The sequence below is a fragment of the Atribacter laminatus genome, from assembly GCF_015775515.1.
GTDB lineage: Bacteria > Atribacterota > Atribacteria > Atribacterales > Atribacteraceae > Atribacter > Atribacter laminatus.
The window spans coordinates 434,638-454,355 of sequence record NZ_CP065383.1; the positions used below are offsets into that span (position 1 = coordinate 434,638).

Consider the following 19,718-nt stretch of genomic DNA (forward strand, 5'->3'; position numbering starts at 1 on the left):
CAATCCAAATAACTATTTAAAAAAGATGCAATGAAGATCCAAAGACAGAATCAGCTGCTTCCATAACGGTTTCAGTGAGAGTGGGATGAGGATGAATGGTGTGGGCGATCTCTTCGGGAGTCGATTCCAATGCCATTGCCAAGGTTAGTTCACCGATGAGATCAGATGCGTGAGGTCCAATTATATGAGCGCCTAAGATCTCACCAGTTTTTTGGTCGGCAATAATTTTAGTAAATCCTTCGGTTTCTCCTTCAATTAAGGCTTTCCCAACTGCTCGGAAAGGAAACTTTCCAACTTTCACATCGAATCCTGAGGCAATCGCTTCATCCTCGGTTAAGCCTACTGAGCTGATTTCTGGTGAACAAAAAATACAATTCGGTATGACTCGGTAATTCATGGTTGCTTCTTTTCCCATTATACTATTAATAGCTACTTCTGCTTCTTTAAAAGCAACATGGGCTAAAAGATATTTCCCATTGACATCACCAGCAGCAAAAATTGATGGCACCGAAGTTTTCATTTGTAAATCGGTAGTGATCGCTTTTTGATCCATCTTTATTCCGGCTTTCTCTGGATAAAGACGGTCAGTCATTGGCACTCTTCCGGTAGCGATTAAAACATAATCACCTTCAGCCACCTTGGTCTCAGAATTTTGTTCATAGGATACTTGGAGTTTTTTATCTTTAGAAATTCCAACCACTTTCGCATTGGTATGAATCTTCATTCCTTTCTTTTCTAATATTTCAACTAAAAGCTTGACGACCTCACTATCGGCAATGGGAAGGATATTGGGAAGCATTTCAATCACTTCAACTTGAGTTCCAAAGGTGTTGAGAATGCAGGCCATTTCCATTCCGATATAACCGCCGCCGATCACGACTAATTTTTCCGGAATAGATGGTAAATCCAATACTTCATCACTATCAATGACTCCATCCAAATCCACCCCTGGAACCGGTAAATGGGCAGATTTCGAACCGGTCGCAATCAGGATGTGTTTGGCTTGAATGGTTTCTTTCTTTTTCTCTTTCCCTATGACTTCAATTGTCTGTTTATCCAAGAAGGAACCAATCCCGTCAATAACTTCTACTCCGGCTTTTTTTAATAAAAATCGAACTCCTCCGGTTAATTGTTTAACCACTTTATTCTTCCGAGCCACGACTCGAGTCCAGTCTACTCCATCTACTTTTAGCTGAACTCCAAATTCTGCAGCTCGTTCACTGAGGTGAAAAATTTCCTGTGATCGAAATAAAGCTTTGGTTGGAATACAGCCTCGGTTTAAGCAAGTTCCTCCAATATCACGACTTTCAATCAAAAGAGTATTTATTCCTTTTTGTCTTGCACGAATAGCAGCCGCATAACCTGCCGGCCCACCTCCAATAACAACCAGATCGGTTTGTTTCATTCTTAACCTCCAATTATAATCTTCATCAATTCTGGCAAATCCGTAACGATTAAGAAATTTAAAGATAACATCGAATAACCCAGAAATTATCGTTGCCCAAAAAGTATGGTCATTCACAACCCACACTTTTTGAAGTCATGAAATAGCTCATCTGATGAAGATATTGCCATTCTGAAGCTTCGTATTTTATACCATCAGGGCTTCAATTTTTTTTCATCATGATTTATTTTTTAAATAATCATCAATGGCTCGTGCAGCTTTTTTCCCGGCTCCCATTGCTGAAATAACTGTCGCAGCACCAGTCACAATGTCACCTCCAGCATAAACCCCCGGTATGCTGGTTGCACCAGTCACTTCGTTAGCTTCAATATACCCTCGTTTATTGAGTTTTAACTCCGGTAAAGTTTCAAGGAGCAAAGGATTTGGTCCTTGTCCAATAGCCACGACTACGGTATCAGCCGGGATAACAAATTCCGAACCCGGAACTGGAATCGGTCGTCTTCGACCACTTTCATCCGGTTCTCCTAACTCCATTTGAATACATTCAATGCCCGTAACCCATTTATTTTCATTTCCAACAAAACGAACAGGATTAGTGAGAATGATACAGTTAATGCCTTCTTCTTCGGCTCGTTCAATTTCTTCAATTCGTGCCGGCATTTCTTTTTTTGTCCTTCTATAAACCAAACAAACTTCTTCAGCGCCCAATCGAAGTGCGGTTCGTGCTGAATCCATAGCTACATTTCCGCCACCTATAACCGATACCCGGCGACCAACTTTTGTGGGAGTGTCATATTCCGGAAACCGAAAAGCTTTCATGAGATTAGAACGGGTTAGAAATTCATTCGCCGAATATATTCCATTTAAATTTTCACCGGGAAGATTCATGAAATGGGGTAATCCAGCTCCAGTTCCGATAAAAAAGGCTTTAAAGCCGTCTTGAAGTAAATCATCAAATGTTAAGGTTTTCCCGACAACCACACTTAATTCAAGCTCAACACCTAAGGATTTGACATAATCAACTTCCTGAGCAACGATCGCCTTGGGAAGACGAAATTCAGGAATACCATAAATTAAGACTCCTCCAGCAGAATGGAGCGCTTCAAATATCGTTACTTTATGTCCCATTTTGGCGCAATCCCCGGCACAAGTTAGTCCAGCCGGACCTGATCCAATAATTGCTACCTTTTTCCCGTTTTGAGTTGGCATTTTTTGCAAATCTATACCTTGTTCTCTTTCATAATCAGCTAAAAACCTCTCTAAATAACCAACTGCTATTGGTTGTCCCTTTTTACCGAGAACACATAAACTCTCACACTGTTCTTCTTGAGGGCACACCCTCCCACAAATAGCTGGAAGACTATTTTTTTCCTTGATTTTCATAACAGCTTCGTCAATCTTCCCTTGGGCTAACAGACCAATAAACCCAGGAATATCGATTTCAACAGGACAACCCTTCATACAACTTGGTTTTTTACATTGTAAACATCTTTTAGCTTCTTCAATTGCCGCCCACTTCTCTAAACCAAGCGGGACTTCATCAAAATCACGGATTCTTTCCTGAACAGTACGTTGGGGCATTTTAGGACGTCCGTTTAATCGATTATTTGGCATGGTGAACTCCTTCCTCGGCTTTTTTCATCAACCAGTTCTCAACAGCTCTTTTTTCTTCTTCAAGATAATTTCTTTGACGAGCCAATAGCTCATCATAATCTACGGAATGGCCATCAAAAACCGGTCCATCAACGCAGGTAAATTTGCATTCCTTCCCAACGGTTACCCGGCAACAACCGCACATACCAGTTCCGTCCACCATAATCGGATTTAAACTGACCAGAGTTGGGAGCTCATATTTCTTCGTTAAAAGACTGACCATTTTCATCATCATTAGAGGACCCACTGCTATAACTAAATCAATTTTTTCTTTTTGTATGACCCGATCAAGAACCGAAGTCACAAAGCCTTTTTCTCCATAAGAACCATCGTCAGTCGTTACGTAAAGGGCATCACTAACCGACTGCATCCGATCTTCCCAAAAGAGAAGGTCGGAAGAACGAGCTCCAATGATCGAAGTAATACGATTACCCAACTTTTTCAAAACTTTGGCTTTGGGGTAAATCGGTGCGATCCCAACCCCTCCTCCCACACAGACTACGTGGCCAAAATTCTTTTCTTCGATTTCTTTCCCCAGTGGTCCTACAAAATCAGTAATATGATCTCCTTCGTTCAGCTCTCCGAGTTGTATTGTGCTTTTCCCAACTTCTTGGAATATTATGGAAACAGTTCCTTTTTCTGAATCAAAATCAGCTATAGTAAGCGGTATTCTTTCGCCTTCTTCATTAATTCGAACAATGACAAACTGTCCGGCTTTGGCATGTCGAGCTACTCTTGGTGCATCAATAACCATGAGCTTGATCTGTGGTGTAAGCACTTCTTTTTTAATAATTTTTACCACAATTATTTCCTCCCCTTCTGTATATACCTCGTTCAAAGTAAGGGTATTTATTTTCTACCGACTCTGGTAATCACAGCAAGAATTATACTATATTCCTGAACCATACCAAAATTACATTCTAATGAGAATTAGGGTTCTCATATAGAGGGAGATTAAATTAAGAAGATGGATAAAATTGCTTAGGTATGTCGATGAGCTACCCTTGAAGCCCCGAATGAATGAGGTTTTACTTTTGCAGTAAATCCCAAATTTTCTATCATTCCCGTTACTTCTTGTATAATGTTTCGTGTTGGTCCATTTGCTCCAATATCAACATGAATTTCAACTCGATAATTGGACAAATGGTTATCTGGAAAGGTATTAATTTTTTCCATAAAAGCCCAACAGGTTTCTAAAGAAAGCATGGCTTCTTGATAAATTTTGTCCCGTATCCCTCTGAGGTTTTTTTGATAAGTTTTTCTCCAAAAATAACGAGCTCCATATCCAACTTTATGAACGATTATTGCTGTTACGAAACTCTGATAATTGGGACTATCTTTCGATCCTTTTGAGTCAGTTCCAATGATAACTCGATAAGTCCCTTTTGGATCTTGTCGAATAAAATCAAATAAGGCAACAACCACTTCATCGAAGGAAATGCGACCTTGAGTATAATTATGAAAATAAAGATTTCCAAATCGCTCTGATAATTTTTGATTCGGGACAAAGTTCTCTCTCATCTAACCTGCTCTTTTCATCACATTTTCAAATAAATATTTTAACACTTTCCTAACAATAGGAAACACTGCATAATTAAATTGGAACTATGAGTCTCATCTTTTTTTGTTGCCATCATCCAGTTGATTCCGTATACTCTTCATTGGAGGAAAATATGAAGAAAAAAGTTGTTATTCAGTTTAAGAAATTAACCGAACGAGCCAATATCCCACGGTTTGCCTATCAAGATGATGCTTGTTTTGATCTTTTTAGCCCGGTTGAAATGATTGTTTTCCCTCAAAAAAGCGTAATCATTGACCTCGAAATTGCTTCCGAATTCCCTGTTGGTTTTGAAGTTGTATTAAGACCTCGAAGCGGCTTGGGAATCAAAAAAGGGATAATGATCCATATTGGAACAATTGACTCAGGTTATCGAGGGAGCTGGATCGTTAGATTATTTAATTTCGGCGATCACCCTTATACCATTCATGCTGGAGATCGAATTGCTCAAGGAGCATTGCGAGAAATACCTCAAGTTGAAATTATTGAAAGCGATGAAATATCTTCGTCTTCTCGCGGAACCAATGGTTTGGGATCGACCGGGAAATGAAAATATCGAAGAATTCGAATTGGGAGTGTTTAAAATGGATAGCATTAAAAATTTGCAAAAAGAAGAAACAATAGCATATTTTTCTATGGAAATTGCTTTAACTCATGAAATTCCTACTTATAGTGGAGGACTTGGTGTTCTTGCCGGTGATACAGTGCGAGCGGTCGCAGATTTTTCTATACCTTTTATTGCCGTCACCTTATTGAGTCGAAAGGGGTATTTTCATCAGGAAATAACTCCCGATGGATGGCAGAAAGAATCTCCAATCGTTTGGGATATTGAGAAGCACCTTAAACCGTTTGAGCACCAAGTACAAGTAACCATATCAGGACGAACTGTTCATATCGGAGCATGGCTGTATAATTGGAAAAGTGTTTCAGGCGGAGTCGTACCGGTGATTTTCCTCGACACCAATTTGGACAAAAATGCTGAAGAAGACCGCAATATAACCGATTTCTTATATGGTGGAGACCGGGAATATCGTTTAAAACAAGAAATTGTTTTGGGCATCGGCGGGACAAGAATGCTGGACGCCTTGGGTTTAAATGTAAGAAAATACCATATTAATGAAGGCCATGCCGCCTTTCTGACTTTAGAGCTTCTAAACAAGAACAAGAGAAGTCTCGAAGAAGTTTGGGAAGAGGATAAAATTTGGGACATCGATCAGGTAAAAAACTTGTGCGTCTTTACTACTCACACCCCAGTCGAAGCTGGTCATGATAAATTTTCTTATGATTTGGTAAAAAAAGTATTCGGTGATTACGTCCCCTTGTCAATTTTAAAAAAATTGGCTGGAAATGATGTCTTAAACATGACGCTTCTAGCTCTAAATTTAAGCGGGTATGTTAACGGGGTAGCCAAACGCCATTCTGAAGTTTCCCGCGATATGTTTCCTGGATATATTATTCACGATATTACCAACGGTGTTCACAGTTTTACTTGGACTTCTAATTCTTTTCGTGAACTTTTTGACCGATATATTCCTGGCTGGGCTCGTGAAACCGAACTCCTTACTCGAGTTGATATCATTCCTGATGAAGAAATCTGGGAAGCCGGTCAAACTGAAAAGCGAGTTCTCTTAGATTTTGTTAAAGAAAAAACTGGTATCGCTTTAAATGAAAATGTATTAACCATCGGATTTGCTCGCCGAATGACTGCTTATAAAAGACCACATTTCATCTTCACTGATCTAGAAAGACTCAAAAGAGTGAAAAGAAAAGGTGATTTCCAGATTATCTTTGCTGGAAAAGCTCACCCTCATGATGAAGAGGGAAAAAGATTAATACAATCAATTATCCAAATCGCCAAAACACTTCAAAATGAGATCAAAATCATTTTTCTTGAAGACTACAATATTGAGATAGCCAAAAAATTGGTTTGCGGAGTTGACGTCTGGCTCAATACTCCCCAAAGACCTTTGGAAGCGTCGGGAACCAGTGGTATGAAAGCGGCTCATAATGGTGCGCTCAACTTCAGTGTTCTAGATGGGTGGTGGGTGGAAGGCTGTCTAGAAGGAATAACTGGATGGGCAATTGGACCGGCACCAAACGAAAAAAGCGATCCGGCCGAGCAAAGCCGGGAAGAAATTGACGATTTATACAATAAGCTCGAATATTTAATTCTCCCCACCTATTACCAACGTATTGACTGGTGGATAAAAATGATGAAAAATTCAATTGGTAAGATTGCTTCCTATTTTAACACCCATCGTATGATGGAGCACTATATTACCGAAGCCTATTTTCATCATATTGTCACTCAACATCCCAACGGAAACCGTTTGATTGTATAATGAGAAACACCAAAAAAGATCTGTTGGAAACCTCCAAAAAAACACACCATCTCCTCACACCTATTAAAACCAGGGTGTGAGGATTTAATTTTTTTTAGTTTTCCTAATTTTATTTATCAATCCTTGAAATTTTATATCCGAAAGAAAAAAAAGTGCTATAATGAAGTATATTTTAATTTGCAAGGAGGGAACAAGATGAAAAAGTTGTCGTTTCTTGCTGTGGTTGTTTTATTGGCTTTCTTGATAACCAGTTGTACTCCAACTCCATCACCAACACCTACCCCAACTGCTCCACCAACCGGTACCACTGCACCAAGTGTAACCATTGTTCGTGATGGAGGATGGACTGGTAAGATCATTCAGAATGGAGATCCAGTTCGTTTCAATCGAGATATCTATTTTCAAGGTACTGCTCCAAGTAGCTCGGTAATTAAGGTCTATCGTGATAATACCCTAGTAGACCAAACCTCAAGTAGCCCAGCTGGCGAATTTATGTTTGTATGGAATTCAATGGCAACCGAAGCTACCTATAACCTGTTTTTCACCGCTACTCAAGGGAGCTTAGGAGAAAGCACTAAAACTCCATTTACTATCATAGTTGATGGGACTAAACCATATATACAATCTCTATCTGCTAAGGCCGATACAATTCTCGGCGCTGCTCCTACCATCACTGTCAACTTCAACGAGGAAATCGTAGTTACCGACATGAATGCTTTTACCTTCCCAACCGTATGGGGATTCTCCTCAATTGGAGCCAGCGTTTTTAACACTACTCAAGTAGTTATGAATGCAGGAAATCAAAGCGTTACTTTGACTGGGAATTGGATATCAGACTCCTTGATCACCGGTGATACCATTGTGGTAACTTTCCTTTATGTCCCAGCCATGGGTGTCACTGATAAAGCTGGAAATGCTTTCAACGCCACCTTAAATTTCGCCACCGGAGTTGTCGCAGCACCGTAAGCTTATAATAAGCCCTGTAAATCAAGTTACAGGGCTTATTATCATTCCTCTTTGAGTTCACACAAAAATATTTCAAGATATTACATTCTTATTTGGTGATAAGAGTGCTTGTTTTTCTATAATGCCGCGTTTGTGAATTCTTTTTTGGTTTTAAAAAATTCAATGGTTACCAATAGGAGGGGGGAATCCCTATTAAAAAACTACTCTTAATTGGTCTAATAGTTCTTATGTTTCTGATTGGTTGCACCAAAACTCCAGCTCCTACTTCAGTACCTTTGTCAATTACCAATATAAATCCCAATTGCGGAGCACCCGGAGCAACGATCATTATTACTGGAACCAGTTTTGGAGATACTCAAGGATCAAGTGTAGTTACTTTTAACGGAGTTCCGGCTGTGGTGACTTCCTGGTCGAATACTCAGATCTCAGCCCTGGTTCCGAATGGAGCTATTACTGGGAATGTATTGGTAACAGTGAATGGAGTAAACAGCAACGGGATTTGGTTTACCATTCCTTGTTATACCCACGTTGCTCATATAATATAACTCACTAGTTTCAGCGAAAGGGGAATTTCTTATGAAAATATATATTCCGATTGGAATACTGGTTCTTCTTTTATTGGTTGGTTGCACCAACACACCAGCTCCCACACCAGTACCTCTAACTATTACCGATCTTAGTTCTCAATGTGGAGTAGTGGGAGAAACGATCATTATTACTGGAACCAGTTTTGGAGATACTCAAGGATCAAGTGTAGTTACTTTTAACGGAGTTCCGGCAACGGTAAATTCTTGGACAAATACCCAAATTGAAGTACTGGTTCCGAGCGGAGCCATTACCGGGGATGTGGTGGTAAGGGTAAATGGGATTAACAGCAATGGGATTCGGTTTACCATTCCTTGTTATGGACCAATGCAAGGGATGATTGTTGATCAGATTAAATGAAGAGAATCTAAATCACCAATTGAATCATTTGTTACTTAATATTACATAATTCAACTAGCTATATTTGATAATAAAAAACCCCCTGGTTATTTGTTCCCAGGGGGTTTTTTATTATCTTAGGGATAAATCCGATAAATCTGACGAGGGAAGGGGATGGCTTCCCGGATGTGCTTGACACCAGCTATCCAGGCTACTGTCCGCTCAATACCCAGACCAAAACCGGAATGAGGGACGGTTCCATAGCGACGGATATCCAAATACCATTCAAAAGCCTCTCTGGGGAGATGATGTTCTTCTAATCTTTTCTCCAGTAAGGCGAGGTCATGAATGCGTTCGCTTCCCCCAATAATCTCCCCATAACCTTCCGGAGCGATGAGATCATCATTTAAAACCATAGTCGGATTTTCCGGATCGGGTTGCATATAGAAAGCTTTGATGTGAGCTGGATAATGATGAATAAAAACCGGTCGATCGAAACCTTCGGATATCATGGTTTCTTCATCTCCTCCGAAATCATCACCCCATTGAGCTGGAGCTCCCTTCTTTTTAAGAATATCGATGGCTTCGGTATAAGAAATCCGGGGGAAAGGAGGTTGAATTTTCTGAAGAGGAGCGGTATCTCGTTCAAGAATTTCAAATTCATTTTGGCATTTTTTTAAAGCCTGATTGACGATAAAACTCACTAAATTTTCCTGAAGGACCATGTTGTCCTGCCAATCATAATAAGCAACTTCCGGTTCCAACATCCAGAATTCGGTTAGATGCCGTCGGGTCTTTGATTTTTCAGCTCGAAAAGTTGGAGCCAAACAGTACACTTTCCCAAAAGCAGTTGCTCCGGCCTCCATGTACAACTGACCACTTTGAGATAAATAGGCTTTCCCGATATCAAAATACTGGAGTTCAAATAAAGTCGAAGTGCCTTCACAGGCTGCTGGAGTTAAAATAGGAGAATCAAGTAAAATGAACCCTTCGCTTTGTAAAAATTCATGGATGCTCATCATAACCACATTGCGAATCCGTAGTAGAGCATTTTGTTTTTTGGAGCGGAGCCAGAGATGTCGACGTTCCATTAGATAATCTACCGAGTGTTCCATTTTTTGAATGGGATATTCTTCCGAAGGAAAAACCAGTTGAAGAGAATTGATTTCTAATTCGTATCCCCCAGGAGCACGTTCTTCTCGACGAACTTTTCCTTGTATTACGAGGGATGATTCAATCGGTATCCTTTTAATCTCATCTAATTGATCCTTGGTGAAAAAATCTCCAACAAATGCCGTTCCCTGAATAAAACCCGACCCATCGCGGATAATAAGAAAGGCAACCTTCCCGCTTGATCGTTTATTCGCTAACCATCCACGCAGTTCAACAACTTTTCCTTCGAAATCGGCAATCCGTCCTATTGACACCCAGGGTATATCCATCTTTTTCCTCCAGAATGTAATTCAGTTTACAAAGTGATTCTTAAGCAAATCTTTTTATAAAAAGGTTTGATAGGGCATGGCTTTACATCTTCAACATTACGCCATATTTCCATTGATTTTTTTCTAAATCTTGAATCGATTTGACTATGTAATCCACCAGAACATTAAACATCTTTTTGCCTTTTTCCGCAGTTCCTTTGGTCGGGTCACCAGTCGCTCCATAGGGTGTTATTTCATTAAATTTCCATTTAATGTCCAATCCCTCCGGGAGATCGGGGACTACTCCCTGTGCTTCTTCCGGCTGGCATAATTCTGGAAATAGATATAAGGAAATCGATGTTTCTCCTTCCCCAGCATGACCCAATCCATTCCAGACTTCAAAAGTATCTTGAGGCAAAAGCTCTCCGGCTTTGACCCACCAGGCATCTAAAGAAGCGATAAAAACATCTGGGTGAGCAACTTTCACCGAACGAGCAGCAATTTCAATCGGTGCGATGTTTCCATCATGACCATTGATGATAATAATTCGATTGATTCCCTGGCGAATAGTAGAATTGAGTATGTCTTTCAAAACCTCAATTAAAACTTCGGGTCTGAGGGTTAAAGTAAAGGGGAAATCATCATAATGATAACTGACTCCGACGTTCACTGGGGGAAGAACTAACATTCCATCAACTTTTTGGGCGACTGCCATAGCAATCCCATGAGATACCAAAGTATCATTACCAAAAGGAAGGTGGAATCCGTGATTCTCTGCCGATCCCACTCCAAAAATTGCTTTGTTAAACTTACCTTCTTTAAATTGAGTATAAGTCATCTCTGGATGATATACTTTTTTTGACATACTCATCCCTTCTTTCTTATCTTTTCAGTTGTCTTTTTCCCATAATACCTTCGGGTTTCCAGAGCATAATGATAATGAGGAGAGCAGCATAAACCAATTCGATAAAACCATAGACTTTCAGGTGTTCTTCGACTGGTTTAAGTGCATAACGAAATGCCATTAAAGAGAATGTCCCAACTAAAGGTCCGCTCATGGTGCCCATTCCCCCCACAATAAGCATGATCACTATTTGGAAGGTCATGGTAAAGGAAAACTCAAAAGGCCGTATCGCTTTGGTAAAATGAGCAAATAAACCACCAGCCACTCCGGCAAAAAAAGCCCCAACGACAAAAGACATCAGTTTATATTTCATCGGAAAAATACCCAGAACCTGAGAGGCGGTTTCATCATCTCGAATTGCCATCATGGCACGTCCAAAACGGGAATGAACTATTCTCCAAACCACATAAATTGCGATGAGAAGCCATAAATAGGTCCAATAAATATTGGTATAAGAAGGTATGGCATTGATCCCCATTGATCCCCGGGTGATCCCTTTGAGAGTTTTGGCAAAGGTAGTCACTATGACCATAAATCCCAACGAAGCGACAGAAAGATAATGCCCTCTTAACCGGAGAACTGGGGCTCCAATTATCACTGCTGATAGGGCAGCAAAAAGCCCTCCGACGATTAAAGCAATGATAAAGGGCATAGCTCCATCGGCGCCTGCCAAAAAAGAGGGTAAAAGCGGAAGTTCGTATGACTCCCTCAGATGGAGCGGAAAAGCCAGCAAGGTAGAAGTATAAGCCCCAATTGCCATAAATGCAGCATGGCCAAGAGAAAAAAGACCAGTATATCCATTGGTCAAGTTGAGACTGACGGTGGCGATTGAATAGATACCCATCAGGACAATAATATGAATGAGGTATCGATTAAGAGTCTGGGAAAAAATGAAGATGATAAGGAAGAGGAGACAACCTCCAATTATGAACCAAAATTCCGGGATAATTCTCTTCTGGTTCATACTCGAATCTCCTCCTTTACTCCCATAATCCCTGAGGGCTTAATGAGTAAAACTAAAATAAGAATAGCAAAAACGATTCCATCCCGATATTCGGCAAATCGAGTAGGAAGTAATGCTACCGAGAGTATCTCGGCTACACCTAAAATAAAACCACCTAACATTGCTCCAGGTACGCTTCCCACCCCTCCAACCACGACAGCTACAAACGCTTTTACACCGGTTAAAAATCCCATATCATAAGAAATTTGTCCATATTTTGCACCCCAAAAAAAACCGGTAAAGGCAGCAATTGCTGAACCCAAAACAAAGGCAACCGATATAACCTTATTGATTTCGATACCCATCATGTTGGCTACTTCCAAATTTTCTGCAGTTGCTCTCATCGCAATCCCCATTTTGCTTTTTTTGATAAAAAGCGAAAAGGCGATCATAATTGCTATTGAAGATACAATGATGAATAGATCGATTGACCGAAAAGTTAAAAGTTGCGTTCGATAAAGAATATTTAAATAATCGGGAGTTTTAAATGCATAGGGTTGGGGAGAAACTATTAATTTTAAAAAATTCTCAATAAAAGTATAAAAACCAATCGAGGTAATCAATAAAGCAACTTCCGGCCCCCCGCGCAGCTTTCGATAGGCTACAATATCTAAAACTAAGCCCATTAAACTGCCAAATCCGATTACCAAAAAAATACCTGCAATAAAGGGGAATCCATAACTGATACTCACGAAGTACACAAAAAAAGCCCCTAAAGTGATGAGTGCCCCGTGAGCAAAGTTGATTAGTCGTAATATTCCATAGACAACCGTCATTCCCAATGCCAACAAGGAATAAATACAACCTAAAATGACACCATTCATCGTTTGTTGTAAAACATAGCCCAGTGAAAACATAATCAACCTCCCAGATAAACCTTTCTCACATCTTCAAGAGATTCAATTTCTTTGGGGATTCCCTCCAATTTCACATTGCCAGTTTCAATAAGGTAAACGTAATTGGAAACTCGTATCGCCATCGTGGCATTTTGCTCAACCAGAAGTATGGTAACACCTTGCTTTAAAATCTCTTGGATCAATTCATAGAGCTCTCGGACTACCAAAGGAGCCAAACCCAAAGAAGGCTCATCTAAAAGCATGAGTTTTGGTCGTGACATTAAACCTCTGCCGATTGCTAACATTTGCTGTTCCCCGCCGCTCAGCGTACCAGCTATTTGGTTCTCCCTTTCTTTAAGTCGAGGAAATAGGGAGTACGATTTTTCCAAATCTGAATTAATTTCTTGTTCATCACTCCGATGATAAGCTCCTAAAAAAAGATTTTCCCTCACAGTTAAACGATTAAAAATACCCCTTCCCTCAGGAACCAAACATATTTCCTTGCGAACCCGTTGTGGAGTCGGCATCCGGGTAATGTCTTCATCACGATAAACAATGCTTCCATTCACCGGTTTTAGAATCCCCATAATTGTTTTTAAAGTGGTTGTTTTCCCAGCACCGTTTGCCCCGATGAGGGATACTATTTGACCGGTTTTCACTTCGATTGAAATATCTTGAAGGGCTGGTATGACTCCGTATTTCACACTAAGATTTTTAACTTTAAGCAATGGTATCACCCGTTCCTAAATAGGCTTCAATAACCTGAGGATTATTTTGTATTTCTTCAGGAGTACCCTGGGCAATCACTGAACCATAGTCTAATACCTGAACAATACCGGCTAAACCCATTACAAAAGGCATTCGATGCTCAACGATAACCAGAGTAAGACGGAATTTCTCCTTAATTTGAAGAATAAGCCGGGCTAAATCTTCTGACTCCCCAGTATTCATTCCTGCCGATGGCTCATCCAAAAGAACTACCTTTGGATCGGTCATCAAGGCTCGAGCAATATCTAATTTTCTTTGTAAACCATAGGGTAAATTGGTCGCTAATTCGTCTTTATATTGAGTTAAGCCAAAAATATCCAACATGGTATCAACTTTCTTTTGCATTTCTCTTTCGGAGTGAAAAAAACCTGGTAAGTTCGAAAGTGAAGAAACAAAAGAATAATACAGATGGATATGGTTAGCAATTTTTAAATTCATCTCAACACTAAGCGATGGAAAAAGACGGAGATTCTGGAAGGTTCGAGTCAAACCAACCCGGGTTATCTGATCGGGTCGAAATTGAGTAATATCAATTTGATTAAAAACGATACGACCTCGATTGGGTTTTAAAACTCCACTTAAAAGATTAAAAATTGTGGTTTTTCCAGCACCATTAGGACCTATAAGTCCGTAAATCATTCCCAGGGGAAGCTCGAGATAATAATCATTTACTGCAGTAAGGCCCCCAAAACTTTTCCACAAATCAGTTACTTTCAATATTGGTTCAGGCATTTCTTTCTCCGTTCATAAGTCTATCATGATAGACTGCCATGGTATGACAATCTAAATTTTTTAAAGGAAATGACGAAGGAAAGATAGGATAAAACAAAAGCGGACTCAAATATTTGAGTCCGCTTTTAGAAAAGATTATTTTGCAATAGTTGGATCGGACAAATACTCTGGAGCAATTTGTTTTACTGTGACAAAATTTCCATCTTTCACTTCGATAACTGAAACTGACTTATTTGGAATCTGGCTACCACCTTCATAGCTAATAGTTCCAGATACTCCCGCAAAATCTTTAATTTGGGCTAAACCTTCTGGAATTTTGTCTGGGGCATCACTTCCAACTATTTCAATTGCTTTTGCCACTAATTTCACTGCATCATATCCTAATGCTGCAAAAGCGTTCTCGGGTGGATTCCCATACATGGCCTGGTAATCAGCCTTGAATTGCTGAATAATTGGGCTGGGATCTTCTAATGAAACGTGAGTAGCAAAAATGACGCCTTCAGCAGCTTCTCCACCGGTTTCGACTAAAAGTGGCGTATCAAAACCATCTTCGCCATACATAGGGATTGTAACTCCATTATCTCGCAATTGCTTGGCAATTAAACCACAGTTATCAGGTATGGCACCGACATATACAAAATCTACTTCGCCTCTATCTTGATATTCTTTTAATCGAGCAGACATGGCGGAGAAATCTTTCCAGGTTACTTCAAAGTAGTCTTCGTAAACAACTTCGCCACCGTAGTGTTTTAAAGCATCGGCAAAGAAAGCACATACAGCAACACTAAAATCAACTGCCGTATCTACCCAAATAACGCCTCTTTTCAACCCAAGGTCCCTCACGGCATATTCGGCTATTGCTGATGCTTGAGCATTATCTCCAAAGCAAGCTAGCCAAGCCCCAAAACGCTCGGGGATACGAGGATGGGTAGCTCCTGGAGTCATAAAAGGAACTCCGTATTCTTTTGCCATCGAAGCAGCAATATTCACCCAATGGGTATCTCCGTAACCGATTAAAGCTGATACTTTTTCATTTTCAATTAATCGAACAACAGCAGCACTGGTTTCTCCCTCGTCAGCCTTGGTATCAACAACTTTCAAGTCTATCTGACGACCCAACACACCCCCAGCTTTATTAATTTGTTCGGCTGCCAATTTCGCACCATTGGCACTAGGGTTATCAATTGATGCCCAAGGACCGGTAAGATTCATAACTATACCAATTTTCACCGGTTCTTGTGCAAAGGCTAATGTTCCTGCCATTACAATGAATAAAGAAATCACTATAATAAGTATTCTTTTCATAAATATACTGTCCTCCTCCTAAATAATATTTTTATTATTTATACCTTCAAGGACACCATTCGTCAATATTAAAATGGCTTGTAAAGGAATTTGTTTTTTATTTTTGAGCATTTATTCCTCTTTATAAATAAGAGATTTGTTTCTTATTTGAGAGATAAAACAACCTTCTTTGCTGATAGTAAATGGTTACGCCTTGAAGTTAAGATTCGATCGTTTTTTTAAAAAATCTGAGTAGGGGTTAGGTGCTTTTCTTTATAAGGAAAATCCCTTTCATATACTTCGAATTATACTCCTTTTTTCCTCAATGGCGGAGAGGGTGGGATTCGAACCCACGAGACAGTTCAGCACTGCCTACTCGATTTCGAGTCGAGCGCCTTCGTCCAACTCGGCCACCTCTCCAATACCCCTTTTTTTCTTAAAATACAGTCTTAATAATTGGCTGCAACGATCTTCATAAATTCCGTTATATACTTCAACAGAATGATTAAACAGTTTTTTGCTGAAAAGGTCAAGAACACTTCCGGCAACACCAGTTTTGGGATCTTTGGCACCATAGAATAACTTCCGAATGCGAGCCTGGATAATTGCACCAGCACACATCAAACATGGTTCCAATGTGACATATAAGTCACAGCCCTCCAATCTCCAGCTACCTAGAACCTGTGAAGCTTTCTGAATTGCCTCAATTTCAGCATGAGAAGTTATTTCTTGTTTTTGTTCACGACGATTATGACCAACACTTATTAATTGGTCCCCTCGAATAATACAGGCTCCGACTGGAACCTCATCTTCGTCATAGGCTTTCTGGGCTTCTTCAAGAGCAAATTTCATCCCATCAATCATAATCTTTAAGAACCTCGCTCTAAACTAACAACGGTATCTTATCAATTTTTAAAAAGAAAATACAGTACTGCTCTGATTTGCTCATCAAACCTTTTTTATGATATAAATAACTACATACTTTTTTTTGGATAGTGATACTGCCTGGCAATATTATATGAAGTTGGAAAATGCCTGTCTAAAGCTATCATCCCAAGAGCCCAACCGTTTTTGACTTGAATGGTGGGGCAATCTCATCAGCACACTCCGAAATTCTGTGGAGCGTATTGTGCAGCGTGAGAATCTTATTTTTTTCAGTTCCATAGTCTATAAAGGATCAGGCCCTCACGGCTTCTTAAAAATGAAGCCTCAGGATGACGCCTTTTTTTATAATTCTTTAGTAGGTGCTTGATTTATCATGCCCGTGGGTTTTTAGGATTGACATTCATGCTGCGAAGAAGCAGCAGTTTAGAATGAAAATATATAACCAAGAGCCAATATCCCCCTTTTGCAAAGGGGGTAAGGGGGATTTGAGTTTTTTTTACTGCTCCGTCATTGCGAGGAGTCTAACTGTTCTTTGGTTGGACGACGTGGCAATCTCTTTCATTATTTTTTTAAAAATAATAAAAGAATGGGATCCCCACGCGGAAAAGCACCGCTCAGAATGACCGATTAAAGAATTCATTTTTAGGTATTTTTAGGATAGACCCTTATGCTTTATAGCAACACCAAATGAGGATGAAAATAGGTATTTCCCTCACCTTAATCCTCTCCCGCCAGGGGAGAGGAAAGAAAAAGGAAAAGGAAAAAGGAGAAGGTGAGGATGAGGGTGAAAGTCCAAGATTCGACATGCCATGGCATGTCGCTACTTTAATCAGGTGCAATAAAACAAGCGAACAGATGGGTCTCCAAGATAAAATGTATATCCTTTAATATGAATTTAATGGTAGGTCATATACTCTATAAAAAAGGAGGAGATGATTATAAATAAAATCCTCGTTGCATTCAGTAAGAAGATATTTGAAGAAAGAGAAAAGAATTTTTATTCCAATAGACCCGATTTACAGGGAAAAACGGTTTCTATGGTTATCGAAGCTTTAGAGCAAAAAGGTTGGGATTGTCATCAGCTCAACGTTGATGTTCCACTTATCGAACTCGTTCCCTCCCTCTCCAATCAAAATGCGAATTTTGTTTTTAATCTTGCGGTTTGCTCAGCAGAAGCTTATGATCAAGCTTTCTTGCCATCTTTATTAGACGCTTTAAACATCCCTTATCTTGGCTCTAATTCTACTATTCACTCCTTATGTCTCGATCGAGCTCTTACCAAACTCTCCATGAGGGGCATTGGTATTCCCACCACCTCATCGATTCAATGGTCGCCTGGTGATTCCTTACCTGATGGTCTTGATTATCCTTATATAATAAAATCTCGCTTTCGTAATCACTGCCAAAAGGTATCATCAGATTCAATAGTCAATGACCAGGAAAGCCTTTTAAAAAAAGCTGAGGAAATTTTTACCCAAACCAACGAGAAAGTGTTGATTGAAAAATTCGTTGAAGGTCGAGAAATGGTGATTGGTCTCTGGGGAAATGGGAATAATCCCGAAGTTCTTCCTATTATGGAATTAAATCTCTCCCGAGAAAAACCTCTTTTTGATGCCGAAATCGAAAGCAAAAAAGGATACGTTGACGATATATCCTGCCCAGTAAAATTAAGTGATGAACACAAAACCATGCTGGAAAGCATGGCTATTAAAATTTTCCGTGAACTTAACCTTAAAGATTTTGCGACTTTCCACCTCATTTTTGATCAAAAAGAAAACCTGCCTCTCTTTTTTGAAATAAACGCTCTGCCACTGCTCCACTACAAACATAGTGCTTTCCCAGAAATGTGCTCTTACCATGGCATAGAATATCCTGTAATGATAAAAAAACTCCTACAAATAGCTCTGGAAAGGAAAAAAAATGAGCGTCATTGATGCAACTCACTTTGCAGTGTTGGGAGCCGGTCATGGTGGGCAAGCTTTGGCTGGATATCTTTCTTTAAAAGGTTTTAAGGTCAACTTATACAATCGATCTTCTGACCGATTAAATTCCTTAAGGCTGATGGGTGGTGTTCAGGTCGAAGGAGAAATACAGGGATTTGCTCCATTAAATGTTGTTACCTCTAACATCGAAGAAGCAATCAAAGACGCTGAAATAATTATGGTGGTTGTTCCGGCAACTGGTCAGCGCTTCATGGCAGAAAATCTCGTTCCCTTTCTCAAAGATGGTCAAATCATTGTTTTAAACCCCGGCCGAACTGGTGGTGCTTTGGAGTTCAGGCAAATATTTAAAGAGCGAAATGTAACCGTAGAGGTGATCATCTCCGAAGCTCAAACCTTTCTTTTTGCCAGTCGGATCAGCGGTCCAGCCCAAGTAAAAATCTTCCGAATTAAAAATAGTATTCCTGTGGCAGCTATTCCAGCTTATAAAACTGTTGAGGTAGTAACGGCGCTTCGCAAAGCGCTTCCCCAGTTTGTTCCTGAGGATAACGTCCTCAAAACCAGTTTTAATAATATTGGAGCGATTTTCCACCCCACTTTAACCATTCTCAACGCTGCTCGCATTGAGAACACCCATGGTGAATTTGATTATTATATCGATGGGATCACCCCATCAGTTGCTTTAATTCTTGAAGCAGTTGACAGTGAACGAGTTAAGGTAGCCGAAGCTTTAGGAATCCGAGCTATCACCGCACGAGAATGGCTCTATTCCGCTTATGATGCCTATGGGAGAAATCTCTACGAGGCAATTCAAAACAATCCTGGTTACCGTGGAATCCGAGCTCCCTACACCATTTTTACTCGTTATATTACCGAGGATGTCCCAATGAGCCTGGTTCCCATTTCATCTTTTGGGAAAATGTTACAAATCCCAACTCCAACCATAGATTGCATGATCCAGTTGGCTAACATTCTTCACAATAAGGATTACTTTGTAGAAGGAAGGACAGTAGAAAAGCTGGGATTAGCAGGGCTTAGCGTAAAAGAAATTCGAGAAATGGTCGTGGTAGAAGCGAACTCAAGTTCATAATTGGAGG

General features: G+C 40.0%; 19 protein-coding genes and 1 tRNA gene. 7 read left to right on the plus strand and 13 right to left on the minus strand.

The annotated features are described in order from the left end of the window. Positions 1–16 precede the first annotated feature (16 nt). From lpdA to RT761_RS02165, 4 genes are all read right to left on the minus strand, one after another. A complete protein-coding gene (gene lpdA / locus RT761_RS02150; RefSeq protein ID WP_218112451.1) occupies positions 17–1,405 on the minus strand; it encodes a dihydrolipoyl dehydrogenase in 1,389 nt (462 codons plus the stop codon). A 216-nt stretch (positions 1,406–1,621) separates the two neighbouring features. Then, positions 1,622–3,019, minus strand: coding sequence for an NADPH-dependent glutamate synthase (gene gltA / locus RT761_RS02155; protein ID WP_246465193.1), 1,398 nt, complete (start codon positions 3,017–3,019; stop codon positions 1,622–1,624). Next, the gene (locus tag RT761_RS02160) at positions 3,009–3,860 is read right to left on the minus strand and encodes a sulfide/dihydroorotate dehydrogenase-like FAD/NAD-binding protein (protein WP_246465200.1); all 852 of its coding nucleotides are present in this window, start codon (positions 3,858–3,860) and stop codon (positions 3,009–3,011) included. Before RT761_RS02160 ends, gltA begins: the two co-directional genes overlap by 11 nt. A 179-nt stretch (positions 3,861–4,039) precedes the next feature. Next, entirely contained in the window at positions 4,040–4,579 is a 540-nt protein-coding gene (locus tag RT761_RS02165) for a ribonuclease H-like YkuK family protein (RefSeq protein WP_218112452.1), read from the minus strand. Between the two features lie 152 nt (positions 4,580–4,731). On the opposite strand from RT761_RS02165, the gene dut reads away from it, so the two are divergent. The 5 genes from dut to RT761_RS02190 all read left to right on the plus strand — a co-directional run bounded on the left by dut (position 4,732) and on the right by RT761_RS02190 (position 8,869). Beyond that, positions 4,732–5,166, plus strand: coding sequence for a dUTP diphosphatase (gene dut / locus RT761_RS02170; protein WP_218112453.1), 435 nt, complete (start codon positions 4,732–4,734; stop codon positions 5,164–5,166). A 34-nt stretch (positions 5,167–5,200) separates the two neighbouring features. Continuing rightward, entirely contained in the window at positions 5,201–6,958 is a 1,758-nt protein-coding gene (glgP, locus tag RT761_RS02175; RefSeq protein WP_343073767.1) for an alpha-glucan family phosphorylase, read from the plus strand. Between the two features lie 195 nt (positions 6,959–7,153). Next, positions 7,154–7,924, plus strand: a complete 771-nt coding sequence (locus tag RT761_RS02180) for a hypothetical protein (RefSeq protein ID WP_218112455.1) — start codon at positions 7,154–7,156, stop codon at positions 7,922–7,924. 227 nt (positions 7,925–8,151) lie between these two features. Next, entirely contained in the window at positions 8,152–8,469 is a 318-nt protein-coding gene (locus tag RT761_RS02185; protein ID WP_218112456.1) for an IPT/TIG domain-containing protein, read from the plus strand. A 31-nt stretch (positions 8,470–8,500) separates the two neighbouring features. Continuing rightward, the gene (locus tag RT761_RS02190; protein ID WP_218112457.1) at positions 8,501–8,869 is read left to right on the plus strand and encodes an IPT/TIG domain-containing protein; all 369 of its coding nucleotides are present in this window, start codon (positions 8,501–8,503) and stop codon (positions 8,867–8,869) included. Between the two features lie 116 nt (positions 8,870–8,985). Here RT761_RS02190 and asnS read toward each other — a convergent pair whose 3' ends face one another. From asnS to tadA, 9 genes are all read right to left on the minus strand, one after another. Continuing rightward, positions 8,986–10,290 carry an asparagine--tRNA ligase gene (gene asnS, locus RT761_RS02195; protein WP_218112458.1) on the minus strand — a complete coding sequence of 435 codons (1,305 nt, stop codon included), beginning with the start codon at positions 10,288–10,290 and terminating at the stop codon, positions 8,986–8,988. A gap of 82 nt (positions 10,291–10,372) precedes the next feature. After that, positions 10,373–11,134, minus strand: coding sequence for a creatininase family protein (locus RT761_RS02200; RefSeq protein ID WP_218112459.1), 762 nt, complete (start codon positions 11,132–11,134; stop codon positions 10,373–10,375). A 16-nt stretch (positions 11,135–11,150) separates the two neighbouring features. Beyond that, a complete protein-coding gene (locus RT761_RS02205; RefSeq protein WP_218112460.1) occupies positions 11,151–12,137 on the minus strand; it encodes a branched-chain amino acid ABC transporter permease in 987 nt (328 codons plus the stop codon). Next, on the minus strand, positions 12,134–13,033 hold the full coding sequence (locus RT761_RS02210; RefSeq protein ID WP_218112461.1) for a branched-chain amino acid ABC transporter permease: 900 nt from the start codon (positions 13,031–13,033) through the stop codon (positions 12,134–12,136). The genes RT761_RS02205 and RT761_RS02210 overlap by 4 nt, the downstream gene beginning before the upstream one ends. Positions 13,034–13,035: 2 nt before the next feature. After that, complete coding sequence (locus RT761_RS02215) at positions 13,036–13,740, minus strand: ABC transporter ATP-binding protein (protein ID WP_218112462.1); 705 nt, start codon at positions 13,738–13,740, stop codon at positions 13,036–13,038. Further along, positions 13,733–14,512 (minus strand): ABC transporter ATP-binding protein, encoded by a 780-nt coding sequence (locus RT761_RS02220; protein ID WP_218112463.1) that lies wholly within the window; start codon positions 14,510–14,512, stop codon positions 13,733–13,735. Before RT761_RS02220 ends, RT761_RS02215 begins: the two co-directional genes overlap by 8 nt. 135 nt (positions 14,513–14,647) lie before the next feature. Continuing rightward, a complete protein-coding gene (locus RT761_RS02225) occupies positions 14,648–15,817 on the minus strand; it encodes an ABC transporter substrate-binding protein (protein ID WP_218112464.1) in 1,170 nt (389 codons plus the stop codon). A gap of 305 nt (positions 15,818–16,122) precedes the next feature. Further along, positions 16,123–16,216, minus strand: a tRNA-Ser gene (locus RT761_RS02230). Beyond that, on the minus strand, positions 16,169–16,660 hold the full coding sequence (gene tadA / locus RT761_RS14255) for a tRNA adenosine(34) deaminase TadA (RefSeq protein ID WP_218113385.1): 492 nt from the start codon (positions 16,658–16,660) through the stop codon (positions 16,169–16,171). Before tadA ends, RT761_RS02230 begins: the two co-directional genes overlap by 48 nt. Before the next feature lie 953 nt (positions 16,661–17,613). On the opposite strand from tadA, the gene RT761_RS02240 reads away from it, so the two are divergent. Both RT761_RS02240 and RT761_RS02245 read left to right on the plus strand, forming a co-directional pair. After that, a complete protein-coding gene (locus tag RT761_RS02240; protein ID WP_218112465.1) occupies positions 17,614–18,615 on the plus strand; it encodes a D-alanine--D-alanine ligase family protein in 1,002 nt (333 codons plus the stop codon). Beyond that, positions 18,611–19,711, plus strand: a complete 1,101-nt coding sequence (locus RT761_RS02245; RefSeq protein WP_425491270.1) for an NAD/NADP octopine/nopaline dehydrogenase family protein — start codon at positions 18,611–18,613, stop codon at positions 19,709–19,711. The genes RT761_RS02240 and RT761_RS02245 overlap by 5 nt, the downstream gene beginning before the upstream one ends. Positions 19,712–19,718: the final 7 nt, after the last annotated feature.